General features: G+C 66.5%; 11 protein-coding genes, 1 tRNA gene and 1 pseudogene. 5 read left to right on the top strand and 8 right to left on the bottom strand.

Going from position 1 to position 13,812, the window contains the following annotated elements:
* Positions 1 to 33: 33 nt before the first annotated feature.
* Positions 34 to 1,416: a phosphate acyltransferase PlsX gene (gene plsX, locus BM449_RS04505; protein WP_083544384.1), complete on the bottom strand. Its 1,383-nt coding sequence runs from the start codon at positions 1,414 to 1,416 to the stop codon at positions 34 to 36.
* Positions 1,397 to 2,143 (bottom strand): response regulator transcription factor, encoded by a 747-nt coding sequence (locus BM449_RS04500; RefSeq protein WP_071800253.1) that lies wholly within the window; start codon positions 2,141 to 2,143, stop codon positions 1,397 to 1,399. Before BM449_RS04500 ends, plsX begins: the two co-directional genes overlap by 20 nt.
* A 91-nt stretch (positions 2,144 to 2,234) precedes the next feature.
* Between BM449_RS04500 and radA the strand changes: the two genes are divergently transcribed.
* Positions 2,235 to 3,686 carry a DNA repair protein RadA gene (gene radA, locus BM449_RS04495; RefSeq protein WP_071800252.1) on the top strand — a complete coding sequence of 484 codons (1,452 nt, stop codon included), beginning with the start codon at positions 2,235 to 2,237 and terminating at the stop codon, positions 3,684 to 3,686.
* A 4-nt stretch (positions 3,687 to 3,690) separates the two neighbouring features.
* Here the strand turns inward: radA and BM449_RS04490 are convergent, their stop codons facing one another.
* Positions 3,691 to 4,212 carry a photosystem I assembly protein Ycf3 gene (locus BM449_RS04490; RefSeq protein WP_071800251.1) on the bottom strand — a complete coding sequence of 174 codons (522 nt, stop codon included), beginning with the start codon at positions 4,210 to 4,212 and terminating at the stop codon, positions 3,691 to 3,693.
* 179 nt (positions 4,213 to 4,391) lie between these two features.
* Between BM449_RS04490 and BM449_RS04485 the strand changes: the two genes are divergently transcribed.
* Genes BM449_RS04485 through BM449_RS04475 form a run of 3 tightly spaced genes read left to right on the top strand, consistent with a single transcriptional unit; the run spans position 4,392 to position 8,407 of the window.
* On the top strand, positions 4,392 to 6,791 hold the full coding sequence (locus BM449_RS04485) for a cation-translocating P-type ATPase (RefSeq protein ID WP_255448129.1): 2,400 nt from the start codon (positions 4,392 to 4,394) through the stop codon (positions 6,789 to 6,791).
* Positions 6,778 to 7,434 (top strand): dTMP kinase, encoded by a 657-nt coding sequence (gene tmk, locus BM449_RS04480; RefSeq protein ID WP_071800250.1) that lies wholly within the window; start codon positions 6,778 to 6,780, stop codon positions 7,432 to 7,434. The genes BM449_RS04485 and tmk overlap by 14 nt, the downstream gene beginning before the upstream one ends.
* The gene (locus tag BM449_RS04475; RefSeq protein ID WP_071800249.1) at positions 7,427 to 8,407 is read left to right on the top strand and encodes a DNA polymerase III subunit delta'; all 981 of its coding nucleotides are present in this window, start codon (positions 7,427 to 7,429) and stop codon (positions 8,405 to 8,407) included. The genes tmk and BM449_RS04475 overlap by 8 nt, the downstream gene beginning before the upstream one ends.
* Here BM449_RS04475 and BM449_RS04470 read toward each other — a convergent pair.
* The 4 genes from BM449_RS04470 to BM449_RS04455 all read right to left on the bottom strand — a co-directional run bounded on the left by BM449_RS04470 (position 8,379) and on the right by BM449_RS04455 (position 10,512).
* Positions 8,379 to 9,134 (bottom strand): response regulator transcription factor, encoded by a 756-nt coding sequence (locus tag BM449_RS04470; protein ID WP_071800248.1) that lies wholly within the window; start codon positions 9,132 to 9,134, stop codon positions 8,379 to 8,381. The genes BM449_RS04475 and BM449_RS04470 overlap by 29 nt on opposite strands.
* A 325-nt stretch (positions 9,135 to 9,459) precedes the next feature.
* A tRNA-Asn gene (locus BM449_RS04465) sits at positions 9,460 to 9,531 on the bottom strand.
* Between the two features lie 16 nt (positions 9,532 to 9,547).
* Positions 9,548 to 10,243, bottom strand: coding sequence for an ABC transporter ATP-binding protein (locus BM449_RS04460; RefSeq protein ID WP_071800247.1), 696 nt, complete (start codon positions 10,241 to 10,243; stop codon positions 9,548 to 9,550).
* Between the two features lie 2 nt (positions 10,244 to 10,245).
* The gene (locus BM449_RS04455; protein WP_071801967.1) at positions 10,246 to 10,512 is read right to left on the bottom strand and encodes a hypothetical protein; all 267 of its coding nucleotides are present in this window, start codon (positions 10,510 to 10,512) and stop codon (positions 10,246 to 10,248) included.
* Positions 10,513 to 10,708: 196 nt separating this feature from the next.
* Between BM449_RS04455 and psbD the strand changes: the two are divergent.
* A pseudogene (psbD, locus tag BM449_RS04450) lies at positions 10,709 to 11,767 on the top strand (photosystem II D2 protein (photosystem q(a) protein)).
* A gap of 407 nt (positions 11,768 to 12,174) precedes the next feature.
* Here the strand turns inward: psbD and BM449_RS04445 are convergent.
* A complete protein-coding gene (locus BM449_RS04445) occupies positions 12,175 to 13,806 on the bottom strand; it encodes a DUF2079 domain-containing protein (protein ID WP_071800246.1) in 1,632 nt (543 codons plus the stop codon).
* Between the last annotated feature and the right edge of the window lie 6 nt (positions 13,807 to 13,812).

Below are 13,812 nucleotides of genomic sequence, written 5' to 3'. Positions count from 1 at the left end.
GAGCGACACCTGCGCGACCACAGTTGGGCTCAGTCAACCACAGGCGGGGATGGCCCCGGCCTTGGCGCCGGCTTCAGGACCGGGTTCGGCGCCCGCTTCTTCACGGCCCGCTTCGGCAGTCGAGGCTGCACTGAGCTGGTGGAGATCGTCCATGACGCCGTGGCTGGCGGCACGGTGGGCCAGGCGCAGGGCGCTGACCACCGAGAGGGCCTTGCTGCTGCCGTGACCGATCACGCAGATGCCGTTGACACCCAGCAGCAGGGCGCCGCCATGTTCGGCATGGTCGAGCCGTTTCTTGATGCGCACCAGGTTGCTGCGCAGGAAGGCGGATCCAACCTTGCCGCGGCGGCCACGGGGCAGTTCCGCCCGCAGCACGTCGAGCAGAACGCCGCCCACCGATTCCAGGAACTTGAGCAGCACGTTGCCGGTATAGCCGTCACAAACGACCACATCGAACTGGCCGGAGAGCACGTCGCGGCCCTCGCAGTTGCCGGCAAAGCGAAGCCGACTCTCGGCCTCCAGCAGCGGATAGGCCTTGACCGTGAGGTCATTGCCCTTGCACGACTCTTCGCCGATGTTGAGCAGGCCGATCCTGGGGTTGGCCACTCCCAGCACATCGCGGCTGTAGATGCTCCCCAGCAGGCCGAACTGGTGGAGATAGGCCGGCTTGCAATCCATGTTGGCGCCGACATCCAGCACCAGCACCTGCTCGGCGGGGTCTTTGGTGGGGAACAGGGCGCCGATCGCCGGGCGATCGATGCCCTTCAAGCGGCCCAGCCGGAAAATGGCGGCGGCCATCACGGCTCCGGAGTTCCCCGCCGAATAGACGGCCATCGCCTGTCCCTGGCTGACCTGGTCCATGGCCAGGTTGATGCTGGCATCGCGCTTGCGGCGCACCACCCTGGCCTCCTCGTGCATCTGTACCGAGGGGCCACTGCTGATCAACTCCAGCAAACCCGCCGCCACCGCCTCCCGGAGTTCCTCGCCCAGGTCGAGCGCGGCCACGGCTTCCTGGAGCGCAGCCTCTTCGGCCACGAAACGCACGCGCAGGGGCAGCACCCGGACGGCATCGAGGCAGCCCGCCAGGATCGGCCCGGGGGCGAAATCGCCACCCATGCCATCGACGGCCACCCAGAGGCGATCGGCTTCGCGAATCGGCGCCTCAAGGCCTCCAGCACCCTGCTGCAGCCGGCGCAGGGGGTAGAGCACCGAGCCGGCCGTTGAGGCCACCGAGCCCGCCACAGACCCCGCCACCGAGCCGGCGGCCGAGGCCATCGTGGTCGCCGAGGAGGTGGCGGTGCCCACCAGGCTGGTCACGGCAGCGTTGCGGCGGTACCAGATCACCAGCCGCCGGATGGCCCGGCTCGGCTTCGGACGCCGGTACCGGGGATCGAATTCAGGCTCCTTCGCTACCAACGGATTCCACGATGCGCTGGAACAGATAACCCGTGCCCCGGGCTGTGAGGATCAGCTCGGGGTTGGCGGGATCGTCTTCCAGTTTGGAGCGCAGCCTGGAGATGTGGACATCCACCACACGGGTGTCCACATGACGCTCCGGGGTATAGCCCCAGACCTCTTTGAGGATCTCGCCGCGGCTGAACGGCTCGCCCGAGCGGCTGACGAGCAGCTCCAGCAAGCTGAATTCCATGCCGGTGAGGCGGATGCGCTCGTCGTTGCGGTACACCTGGCGTTTGTTGGTGTCGATGCGCAGGTCGCTGACCTGGATCACCCCGGAGTTGGGGATCCCCACCACTTGCTCTTTGTCGACGCGGCGCAGCACGCAGCGGATGCGTGCCTCCAGTTCCTTGGGGCTGAACGGCTTGACGACGTAGTCGTCGGCACCGAGTTCGAGGCCCGTGATCCGGTCGGCCACATCGCCGAGGGCGGTGAGCATCACGATCGGCACGTCGGATTCCTTGCGCAGCTCCTGGCAGACCCCGTAGCCATCCAGCTTCGGCATCATCACGTCGAGCACGACCAGGTCGGGGCTGGAGCAGCGGAAGGCTTCCAAGGCCTCCACGCCGTCACTGGCGGTGACCACGTGGTACCCAATCATCGACAGGCGGGTTTCCAGGATCCTGCGGATGCTGGCCTCGTCATCGACGACCAGGATTGTTTCCTTGGCGGGAGGGGATGCCGTCATCGCGTCGCTACACGACTACAACAGATGCGACCACTGAAAAGGGCCGAGTGCCCTCTGGTTCACTCAACGCCACCATTCTTCATACATCTCCTTGCCCCGCCTTTCCACCTTCTACGTCTGCCAAAGCTGTGGAGCGCAGTCGCGCCAGTACTTAGGCCGCTGTCCAGGCTGTGGTGGCTGGAACACGCTGATCGAGCAGGCGGCCCCTGCCGCCGATGGCCGCCGCAGGCGACAGGGGCCGCCTGCCGGCGAGGGGACAGGCGAGGCGACAGGCCGTGGCAAGCCCCGCCGATCCCAGCCGATTCACGCCGTCGGCGAGCGGCCGCTGCAGCGCCTGGCCAGCGGCTTCGTCGAGCTCGATCGGGTGCTGGGCGGTGGCCTGGTGCCGGGTTCGCTGGTGCTGGTGGGTGGCGACCCGGGCATCGGCAAGTCCACCCTGCTGCTGCAGAGCGCCCAGGTGATGGCGCAGTCGTGCTCGGTGCTGTATGTGAGCGCCGAAGAGTCGGCCCAGCAGGTGAAGCTGCGCTGGCGACGGCTGGGTTCGCCCGGCGGCGGGGAGTCGATCAACCTCCAGCTCCTGGCTGAAACCGACCTGGAGCTGGTTCTCCAGGAGCTCGAAGCCCTGCGGCCGGCCGTGGCGATCATCGACAGCATCCAAGCGCTCCACGACGCCGAGCTCAGCAGTGCGCCCGGCTCGGTGGCCCAGGTGCGCGACTGCGCCGCCGCCTTGCAGCGCCTGGCCAAGCGCCAGGACACGGCCCTGCTGCTGGTGGGCCATGTCACCAAGGAGGGCATGCTGGCCGGCCCGAAGGTGCTGGAGCATCTGGTTGATGCCGTGCTCACCTTCGAGGGTGACCGTTTCGCCAGTCACCGCTTGCTGCGGGCAGTGAAGAACCGCTTCGGCGCCACGGCGGAACTGGGGGTGTTTGAGATGCGCGATCGGGGGCTCGCTGAAGTGAGCAATCCCAGCGAGCTGTTCCTAGGCAGCGATGGACCGACCGCAGGAACGGCCACGATCGTGGCCTGCGAAGGCACCCGACCCCTCCTTGTGGAGTTGCAGTCGCTGGTGAGCAGCACCAGTTATGCCAGCCCGCGGCGCACCGCCACTGGCATCGGCATCAACCGTCTGCACCAGATCCTGGCGGTGCTGGAAAAGCACCTGGGCCTGCCGCTCTCCCGTTTCGATTGCTATCTCGCCGTGGCCGGCGGCCTCGATGTGGAGGAGCCGGCGGCGGATCTCGGTGTGGCGGCGGCGGTGGTCACCAGCTTTCGCGATCTGACCTTGCCGGCCGGCACCGTTCTGGTGGGCGAACTGGGCCTGGGCGGGCAGTTGCGGCCGGTCGGCCAGCTGGAGCTGCGTCTGCAGGAGGCCGCCCGCCTGGGCTTTCGCCGTGCCGTGGTGCCCCGCGGCAGTGGCCTGGGGGAAAGTGCGGCTGAATTGGGGCTGGAACTACTGGAGGCAGGCACTGTGGCGGAGGCCTTGGTGGCCGCCCTGGGGGTAGATCCAGCGGCCGATCCAGCCACCCATCCGGAAGTCGATTGAAGACTCAGAAGTAGACGTCGACTGAGCCTCGGCCGCTGGTTTTCAGCCAGTTCTGGGCCTCGATGTAGTTGTTCGGAGCCATCCGGATCGCCTTGCCCCAGAATTCGGCGGCGCGGGAGAAGCAGCGGTCCGACTCATCGGTGTCGCCCCGTTCCTCAGCCAGGGAGCCCAGGTGGTGATGGATCACCGCCATGTTGTTGAGAGCCTGGGGCATGTTGGCGTTGAGATCGAGGACCTCGTCGTAGAGATCCAGAGCCTTCTGGTGATCCCCATTGCTGGTGAACACCAGGGCCATGTTGTAAAGGATGAAAGCCCGGTCGTTCGGGTCGTCTTCGAGCCTGAGCGCTTCTTCGTAGTTCTCCAGGGCTTCGGCGTATTCCCCGTCGCCCTGGGCACTCATGCCATCGCGGTAATAGGCGAAGGCTTCCTTGGAGCGCCTGTTGGTGGGCAGCACCTTGAGGATCAGGTCCGCCATCACCGTGAAGCTTTTATCGATGAAGTTGTCGTTGCGTTGGCTGCGGGGCACGGCGGCAAGGGAGCACTTCCTTCCCTCATCTTCGCTCTTGCCGGCAGCGGTGGTTGCCGCTGTCCCGACTCCCTAGCCTGGGTGCCCCGACCCTGACTGTGACCTTGCCTCCCGTTCCATCCGCGCTGGACACCGGGTCGCCGCAATCGGTGGCACCGCAATCGGTGACGCCGGAATCCGTGGCGCCTGAATCCGTGACGATCGACGCTGGACAGCTGGCGCCGCTGCTCCTCGATGTGGAGGGGATGAAGTGCGGCGGCTGTGTGCGTGCGGTCGAGCGACGGCTGCTGGAGCAGCCAGGCGTTCGCCAGGCCAGCGTCAACCTGCTCACCCGCACGGCCTGGGTGGGCCTGGATCAACCCCTGCCCGCCGCTGGGGCTGAGGCGGGGGATGGGCCGGTGGAGGCCCTGGTCGCCAGCCTGCGCTCGCTCGGTTTCAAGGCCCAACCCCGCAGCCAGGGCCGCTCGCTCGGCAGGGCTGAGGTGGTGGAGGGCCATCCCCGCTGGTGGCAGGAATGGCGGCAGTTGATCGTCGCCCTGGGCCTGCTGCTGCTCTCGGTGCTGGGCCATCTCACCCTGGCTGGCACGCTGCCCGCGTCGCCGCTTGGTGCCCTTTGGTTCCACGCCCTGGTGGCCAGCATCGCCCTGCTCGGGCCGGGGCGCCCGATCCTGGTGCGCGGCGCCCGGCAGGCGGCCCATGGGCTGCCGAGCATGGACACCCTGGTGGGCCTGGGGATGGGTAGTGCCTACCTGGCCAGCCTGGTCGCCTTTCTCTGGCCTGCCGCTGGTTGGCCCTGTTTCTTCAACGAGCCGGTGATGCTGCTGGGGTTCGTGCTGCTGGGCCGCTTCCTTGAGGAGCGGGCCCGCTTCCGCACCGGCCGTGCCCTCCAGCAACTGGCCGAACTTCAGCCCGATTCCGCCCTGCTCCTGCTCGGCGATGGCCCGCCTCGGCAGGTGCCGGTGGGCGGGTTGCGCGCCGGTGACCGGCTGCGCCTGCTCCCCGGCGACCGCATTCCGGTCGATGGTGTGGTGCTCGATGGCTGCTCGGCCGTGGATGTCTCGAGCTTCACCGGAGAACCCCTGCCGCTGGAGGCCCAGCCCGGCACGGATCTGGCCGCCGGCATGCTCAATCTTCAGGCCCCGCTGGTGCTGGAGGTGCGCCGGGCTGGCGCCGAAACGGCCCTGGCCCGGATCATCGCCCTCGTCGAGCAGGCCCAGGCGCGCAAGGCGCCGATCCAGAGCCTCGCCGACCGGATTGCCGGCCGTTTCAGCGTGGTGGTGCTGCTGCTGGCCCTGGCCACGTTTGTGTTCTGGTGGCAGTGGGGCACCAGGTTGTGGCCCCAGGTGTTGGCCGCCGCGCCCCAGGGTCATGGCGGCATGGGCGGGCATGCCGTGCTCGGGGCGGTGGCCGGTACGCCTTTTTCACTGGCGCTTCAACTGGCGATTGCCGTGCTCGTGGTGGCCTGCCCCTGTGCCTTGGGCCTGGCCACGCCCACCGCCATCACCGTGGGAGCGGGCCTGGCGGCTCGCTCCGGCCTGCTGTTCCGCGGTGGCGATGCGATCGAGATAGCCTCCCGCCTGCAGACCGTTCTGTTCGACAAAACCGGCACCCTCACCCAGGGCCGGCCGGAGGTGATCGCCGTGGAGCTGGCGGCGGATCTGGATCCGGTATGCGAGCCGGAAGGAAGGCCTGAATTGAGCCCGGAACGGCTGCTCCAAGTGGCCGCCAGCCTGGAGCAACACACTCGCCACCCCCTGGCGACGGCCCTGTTGGAGGAGGCTTTGGCCCGCCAGTTATCGCTGCTGGCGGTGGAGGACAGCCGCACCTTTGCCGGGGCAGGCGTGCAGGGGCAAATCGGCGGCTTCGATGGGGTTTGTCGGGTCGGCAAGCCTGGCTGGTTGGAGGGGCTGGGCGTACGCACAGACGCGAAGCTGCTGGCGTCGCGGACTGCGCTCGAAGCCCAGGGGGCCACCGTTCTGGCGGTGGCCGCCGGCGATGGGGTTCTCGGCCTGGTGGGCGTGGACGACCAACCCCGCCCCGACGCAGGGCGCACCCTCGAGGCGCTCCAGGCCATGGGGATGGACGTGGCGATCCTCAGCGGCGATCAGCGCCAAGCGGTACGCCGGCTCGGCGCCGAGCTTGGCCTGGAGCCAGAGGCAATGGCCTGGGAGCTGTTGCCTGAGCAGAAGCTGGAGCAGCTGGTGCGCTGGCGCCAGCGGGGGCCAGTGGCGATGGTGGGCGATGGGATCAACGATGCCCCTGCCCTGGCCGCCGCCGATCTCGGCATCGCGGTGGCGACGGGCACCCAGATCGCCCAGGACACAGCCGATCTGGTGATCCTGGGCGATCGTCTCGAAGCCGTGGTCGAGGCCCTCGCCCTGGCCCGCGACACGATGGCCAAGGTGCGCCAGAACCTGGCCTGGGCGTTCGGTTACAACCTGGTGATGCTGCCCCTCGCCGCCGGGCTGCTCTTGCCCCGCTTCGGCCTGCTGCTTTCGCCTCCGTTGGCCGCCCTGCTGATGGCCACCAGTTCGATCACGGTGGTGCTCAACGCCCTGTCCCTGCATGGTCGCCGCTGACGCCCTCCCCGCCAGGGGCCGGTTCCTGGTGCTCGAAGGCATCGACGGCTGTGGCAAGTCGACCCAGCTCGAGCTCCTTCGCCAGTGGCTGCCTGCCAGTGGGCTGCTCCCCGCCGGGCGCCGGCTGTTGATCAGCCGTGAACCCGGTGGCACCGCCCTCGGCCAGGCCCTGCGCCAGTTGCTGCTCCATCCTCCTGAGGCGTCGGAGCCCTGTCCCACGGCGGAGCTGCTGCTCTATGCGGCCGACCGGGCCCAGCACGTGCAGGAACGGATCGCCCCGGCGCTGGCAGCCGGTGACTGGGTGCTGTGCGACCGCTTCACCGGCTCGACGGCGGCCTACCAGGGCTACGGCCGCGGCCTCAGCCTGGAGCTGATCGCCGCGCTGGAGGCGATCGCCACCGGCGGGCTCAACGCCGATCTCACCCTCTGGCTGGACCTGCCCCTGGAGCTCTCGCTGCAACGGCGTGGCCACCGCCCGGCCGATCGGATCGAGGCCGGGGGGGTGGCTTTCCTCGGGCGCGTTCAGCAAGGATTCGCCTCCCTTGCCGCCGAGCGCGACTGGCGGCGCATCGATGCCAGCCCGGCGGCCCCTGCTGTGGCCCGGGCGATCAGCCAGGCCGTTGGGGCTGAGCTCGATGGCTGAGCTGTTTGCTGACCTGTTCGACGACCTGATCGGCCAGGCCCAGGCCATCAGCCTGCTGCAGGCCACCCTGGCCCAGGGGCGGCTGGCCACGGCCTATCTGTTTGTAGGCCCCGACGGGGTGGGGCGGCGGCTCGCCGCCCGGCGCTTCCTTGAGGGCCTGCTGGCGGGCCCGGACGGTTCGGTCCGGCTGCGGCGCCGGCTCCTGGAGGGGAACCACCCCGACCTGCTCTGGCTGGAGCCCACGTACCAGCACCAGGGCCAGCTGGTGCCGGCCTCCCAGGCGGCTGAGCAGGGCCTCTCCAAGCGGGGCCTGCCCCAGCTGCGGCTTGAGCAGGTGCGTGAGATCAGCCGCTTTCTCTCCCGCCGGCCGCTGGAATCGAGCCGCTGTCTGGTGGTGATCGAAGCGGTCGAGGCGATGGCGGAGGGGGCGGCCAACGCCCTGCTCAAGACCCTCGAAGAGCCAGGAGAGGGGGTGCTGATCCTGCTCAGCTCGGCGCCGGAGCGCCTGCTCGCCACCATCCGCTCCCGCTGCCAGCAGATCCCCTTCGCCCGGCTCGATGCCACGGCGATGGCCCGGGTGCTGGATCGGCTTGACCCGGCTCAGAGCTCCCAGCCGGATCCCGATCCGCCGGCGCTGCTGGATCTGGCCGCCGGCTCTCCCGGGGCCCTGCTGCACCATCGCGAGCAGTGGCGAGCCCTGCCCGAGGGGTTGGCCGATCGGCTGCTGGAGGGATCCCCGGCTCCGATCGAGGCCCTCGCCCTGGCCCGCGACCTCTGCGAGGCCCTGGACCTCGACCAGCAGCTCTGGCTGCTGAACTGGTGGCAGTGGCAGCGCTGGCAGCGTGACCACCGGGCCTCGGATCAGAGGCGCATCGAGCGCCTGCGGGGTCAGCTCAGGGGTTTTGTTCAGCCCCGCCTGGCCTGGGAGGTGGCCTTGCTGGAGCTCATGGCGCAGGAGGGCCAGCCTGGCTGATCGGCAGCTCCAGGCAGTAGCCAGCCCCGTACACCGTCTTGATGTAGAGGGGTTTGCGCGCATCAGGCTCCAGCTTGGTGCGCAGGTGGCGCACATGCACCCGGATGGTTTCGATGTCGTCGTCCGGTTCGTAGCCCCAGACCTCCTTGAGGATCAGCGATGGGGCCACGGTCTGACCATGGCGTTGCATCAGACAGTGCAACAGCTCGAATTCCAGGTGGGTGAGGCGCACGGCTTTGTCGAACCAGATCGCCTCGAATCGCTCCGGCACCAGGGTGAGGGGGCCGAAGCTGAGGATCTCGCTTTTCTCGCAGGGCAGTTGGGCCCGGTCACTGCGGCGCAGCAGGGCTTTGACCCGAGCCAGCAGTTCTTCGAGGTCGAAGGGTTTGGTCAGGTAGTCATCGGCGCCTGAGTTGAAACCGCTCACCTTGTCCTTTGTGCCTCCCAGGGCGGTCATCATCAGGATCGGCGTCCGGGCGCTGCGGCCGTCCCGCCTCAGTCGTTGGCAGACAGTCAGACCATCCACCTTGGGAAGCATCAGGTCGAGCAGGATCAGGTCGGGATTGGTCTGCATCGCCAAGGCCTGCCCCTTGATGCCGTCTTCGGCGCATTCCACGCGGAAACCCCTGTGTTCCAGGTGCCCCGCCACCAGTTCCCGCATGTCCTTGTCGTCCTCGATCAGCAGGATGCAGGGTTGGGCGGATGGGGGCCTGGGAGTTGGCTGCATGGAACGGCTACAGATCCGGTATCGAACGAAGGGGGGAGACTTTCACTGCTGCAAGCAGAAGCGGGATTTCTGCAAGCAGAAGGCGGATTCTTTCACTCAAGTCGAACCAGGATTCGTTGATTGGCCTCGTTCAGCGAGCACCTTGCCAGCTCCGAATCAAAACCAAACCAGCATCCAAGCCAGTGCTGGCGTTGGCCATGGAGCAACAAGCGCCAAGCCGCTCTTGCCAAGCAACGCCAACCATCTTCAGCTTCTCTTTCGATTGGCGGGCTGTCAAGCCCCCAAATAGAAAAAAACGAGCCTCAGAGCTGAGGCTTGAACAAAACTCCCCGGGCGGGATTCGAACCTGCGACCAATCGGTTAACAGCCGACCGCTCTACCACTGAGCTACCGAGGATTGTGGCTTGGAGAACCTACCGCTCAGCACGGCCGCCCGGCAAGGGGGTGAGGGTCTTCTCCAGTTGCTGTCGCAGCGTCACGCCCTGCTGCCAGGGCCCCGGACGGCCCTGGTCCATCAAGGCGGCGCCGTCGCAGCCGTCGAGTTCTTCGAGCCGATGGGTGATCCAGAGCGCGGTCAGGCTGGCCGGGGCCTGGTTGCACAGGCGGCGAATCAGCTTCAGCACCTCCTGCTGGCTGGTGGGGTCGAGCAGGGCGGTGGGTTCATCCATCAGCAACAGCCTGGCTTCACTGGCGAGGGCGCCGGCGATGGCCAGACGCTGCTTCTGGCCGCCGCTGAGGGTGTGGATCGGCCGCTGCTCGAACCCTGCCAGACCCACCTGGGCCAGGGCGGCGGCCAAGCGGGTCTGCCGTTGGTGTTGATCGAGGCCTTCGGGCAGCGAGAGCTGCAGGTCGGTGGCACAACTCGGCAACAGCAGTTGGTGATCGGGGTTCTGGAACACCAAGGCCGCCTTGACGGGGCAATGGATGTGGCCGTGACCCGGCTCCAGCAGCCCGGCGATCAGCCGCAGCAGGGTGCTCTTGCCACTGCCGTTGCCGCCCACCAGCATCCACAGCCCAGGGCGGGGCAGCTCCAGGTTGCAATTCTGTAGGGCGCGGCTGCCGCCGGGCCAGGTGAAGTCCAGCTTCTCCACCCGCAGCGGGCTCGCCAAGGTCAGCTCCCGAAGGAGAAGCCTGGACGCTTGCTGCCCACACCTCCGGTGGCGGATTTCTCATACAGCTGCACGGCCACCAGTTCGCTGCTCAAAAGGCTGATCTGTTTCTCCTCGGCTTTTTCGCAGGAGAGCTCCAGCACCTTGGGCTGGCCGCTCTCCAGGGCTGCCTTGATCTCGCCATAGAGGGTCTGGGCGTCAGCCAGTTCCTTGCGCTGCACAGAGATCGGCATGGGACTGAGTTTGAGAGAAAGCTCGACGACGTACACGGGAAAGAAGGAAAGGCCGGAAGCCACTCTGGCGAATGGCAGGGCGCCGCGCTTTTCGTCGTGGTCCCCGGGGCTCACCTGTTGGTCTCTGGCCCCTAGGTGTCCTTACTCATCTGGCGAAATCAGCGCTCTCTCAGCCGCAGTAGCCTCCCAACGTCCCGTACAGTGGGTTTGTAAAGCTTCGTAAAGAGAATCCATGACGATTGCTCTAGGGCGCGCGCCAGCAGCCCGGGGATGGTTTGACGTCCTCGATGACTGGCTCAAGCGCGACCGTTTCGTTTTTGTGGGCTGGTCCGGCCTGCTGCTGTTCCCCACGGCCTACCTGGCCCTGGGCGGCTGGCTGACCGGCACCACCTTCGCGACCTCGTGGTACACCCACGGGATCGCCAGCAGCTACCTGGAAGGCTGCAATTTTCTCACCGCAGCGGTGAGCACCCCGGCCGATGCGATGGGCCACAGCCTGTTGCTGCTCTGGGGCCCGGAAGCCCAGGGCGATTTTGTGCGCTGGGTGCAGCTGGGTGGCCTCTGGCCATTCGTGGCGCTGCACGGCGCTTTCTCGCTGATCGGCTTCATGCTGCGTCAGTTCGAGATTGCTCCGCCTGGTGGGCATCCGCCCCTACAACGCGATTGCCTTCTCCGGCCCGATCGCGGTGTTCGTGAGCGTCTTCCTGATCTACCCACTGGGTCAGAGCAGCTGGTTCTTCGCGCCGAGCTTCGGTGTGGCGGCGATCTTCCGTTTCCTGCTGTTCCTGCAGGGCTTCCACAACTGGACCCTGAACCCGTTCCACATGATGGGCGTGGCGGGGGTTCTGGGCGGTGCGCTGCTGTGTGCCATCCACGGCGCCACGGTGGAGAACACGCTGTTTGAGGATTCCGATCAGTCGAACACCTTCAAGGCGTTTGAGCCGACGCAGGAAGAAGAGACCTACTCGATGGTGACGGCCAACCGTTTCTGGAGCCAGATCTTCGGGATTGCGTTTCCAACAAGCGCTGGCTGCACTTCTTCATGCTGTTCGTGCCTGTGATGGGCCTGTGGACCAGCAGCATCGGCATCATTGGCCTGGCGCTGAATCTGCGTGCGTATGACTTTGTGAGCCAGGAGATCCGGGCGGCTGAAGACCCGGAATTCGAGACCTTCTACACGAAGAACATTCTTCTGAACGAAGGCCTGCGTGCCTGGATGGCACCGGCAGACCAGCCCCATGAAAACTTCGTCTTCCCTGAAGAAGTTCTGCCCAGGGGCAACGCTCTTTGAGGCTTAGCCCAGCAGTTCAAATCCTTTGAACACCTGTTGATCAAGCGTTCTTCGGAGCGCTTTTTTTGTTCGTTTGCTTGCCGACCTGCAGCGCTTACCCCTGCAATCCGTTAGTATCACTGGGTTCTGTCAGCAGTGTCGTGGACGTTGGCTCAGGAGCTTGTCTCCAGATCTCTCTTCCGAATGCAACACCGGCTGGCATTTTTCCCAAGGGAGGAGGTGTCCGTGTTTCACAGTGAGAAATGCAAGGGTCTGCTGATCGCGGAGAACGTCGTCTGATTTTCAGGGCGTAAGTTCCGAGTTCAAACGGTTCCGCGCCAGAGCGGACCCGGCGAGAGCCCCCATCCCTGCCGTCATGGCTGGGGTGGGGGCATCGTTCTGTTTGATGCCATTCACCTTGATGCAATTCACCGGCGGAGCCGCTCGATCAGTTGATCCAGCTGTTGGCGCGCTTCGGGTTGATCGTTTTCCCCTTTCGCAAGCAGCACCACGCCACTGGCAAAGCCGCGCACGCCGAAGCGGTGCCCCTCTTCTGTTGTCTCTCCTGTCATCTGATCCAATCGGCGTAGGGATCTGCGCAGCAGGGCCCGGTCGGAGGCGAAGGCGGCCTCATAGCGCGCCAACCAATCGAGATCCACGGCAATCCAATCGACCGTCCGTTCCTGCCCGTCCCGATCGCGGTAGTCAATGCCGTTGGGGAAGCGCACCAACACCTCCCGTTGGGCCAGGTGAGGCACCAGAGGCGTGCTGGCCGCCACGGTGGCATCTGCCGGGATCTTCTGCAGCAGGTTGCGGGCGGCCTGCCCGTGCTGCCACTGCTGCATCGGTGAGCTGTACACCCAGGGCTGCACGCTGTCGGGGATCAGGAACGAGAGGCTGCGGTTCGGATTGGCCATCAGGGTGAACAACAGCGAGAGCAGCAGGCAACCCAGCCAGACGCGCCGTAGTCGGCGGCTTTGAAACAGCGCTTCTCGGCGGCTCCACCATTCCAGGGCGCCGTAGAACAAACCAGGCACCACCAGCAGGGTGTAGCGCAGATTGATCGAGAGGGGATTGTTACTGCCCTGGGCGAGCAGCAAGCCCATCAGGGGCAAGCCCATCAGCAGCCAACTGTCCAGCGAGATCAAGGGGATCAGCATCAGCGGCAGCCCCTGGGCCAGCAGATAGCGCAGGGTTTCAAGCGGCGGCGAGACCAGCTCCCTGAGCACCAGCAGGGGCTGGCCCAGAGCGCTGCTCAGTACGCCCAGGCTGCTGGCTTGCTCGGCATCTCCGATGTACTGGCCAAAGTTCTCCACCATGAACCGGCGGGAGTTGTCGTCACTGAAGATCGGCATCAACAGGTTGGTCACCAGCAGCACCCAGCCAATCCCCAGCCCCCCCAGGGCCATGGCCAGCCCGAGGGGATGCTGTCGCCGCACCACCATCCAGAGGGCGATTCCCACCAGCAGAACGCCGGTGTCCTCCCGGATCAGCGGCAGGGCAACAGCGGCGACGGCCACCAACCACCAGCGCTGCCGCTGTAGCCCCAGCATCAACAGGAAAAAGGCCAGGGGGAGTTGGCAGAGATCGGTGAAGTTGCCCCAGGTGGGCCCGATCACCGCATTGGCGGCGTAGAAGCTGCAGGCCACGAAGGCCGCCAGACGGGGATCCACAAGCGTGTTGCGTGCCAGGCGATGCAGCACCAGCCCGGCGGCGGTGATCAACCCCACCTGCACCAGGGGAAGGGCCCAGATGCCAAACACCGCCACCAGCGGCGACCAGAGCAGCAGGATCGGCGTGAAGTGCTGGCCGAGGCGGTGATACCCCACGGCCGGCAGCTCTCCGGCATGGATCACGTTGGTGGAGAGCTGGGAGGAGAGCGTGCTTTCAAACGGGTGGCCCTGCAGGCCGCTCCAGAGCACCTGCAGAAAAATGCCCTGGTCGTAGGAGGCCGTCAGCACCTGGAGGCGCCACCACTGCAGCAGCAGCCCAACCACGGCAAATACGGCGGCAGCCAACAGCACAGTGCGTTGGCTGTCGGCCTCAGGGCTGCGCTTCATAACCTT

This window comes from Synechococcus sp. SynAce01 (assembly GCF_001885215.1).
Taxonomy (GTDB): Bacteria; Cyanobacteriota; Cyanobacteriia; order PCC-6307; family Cyanobiaceae; genus Regnicoccus; species Regnicoccus frigidus.
This window is presented reverse-complemented; position numbering and strand designations above follow the sequence as displayed.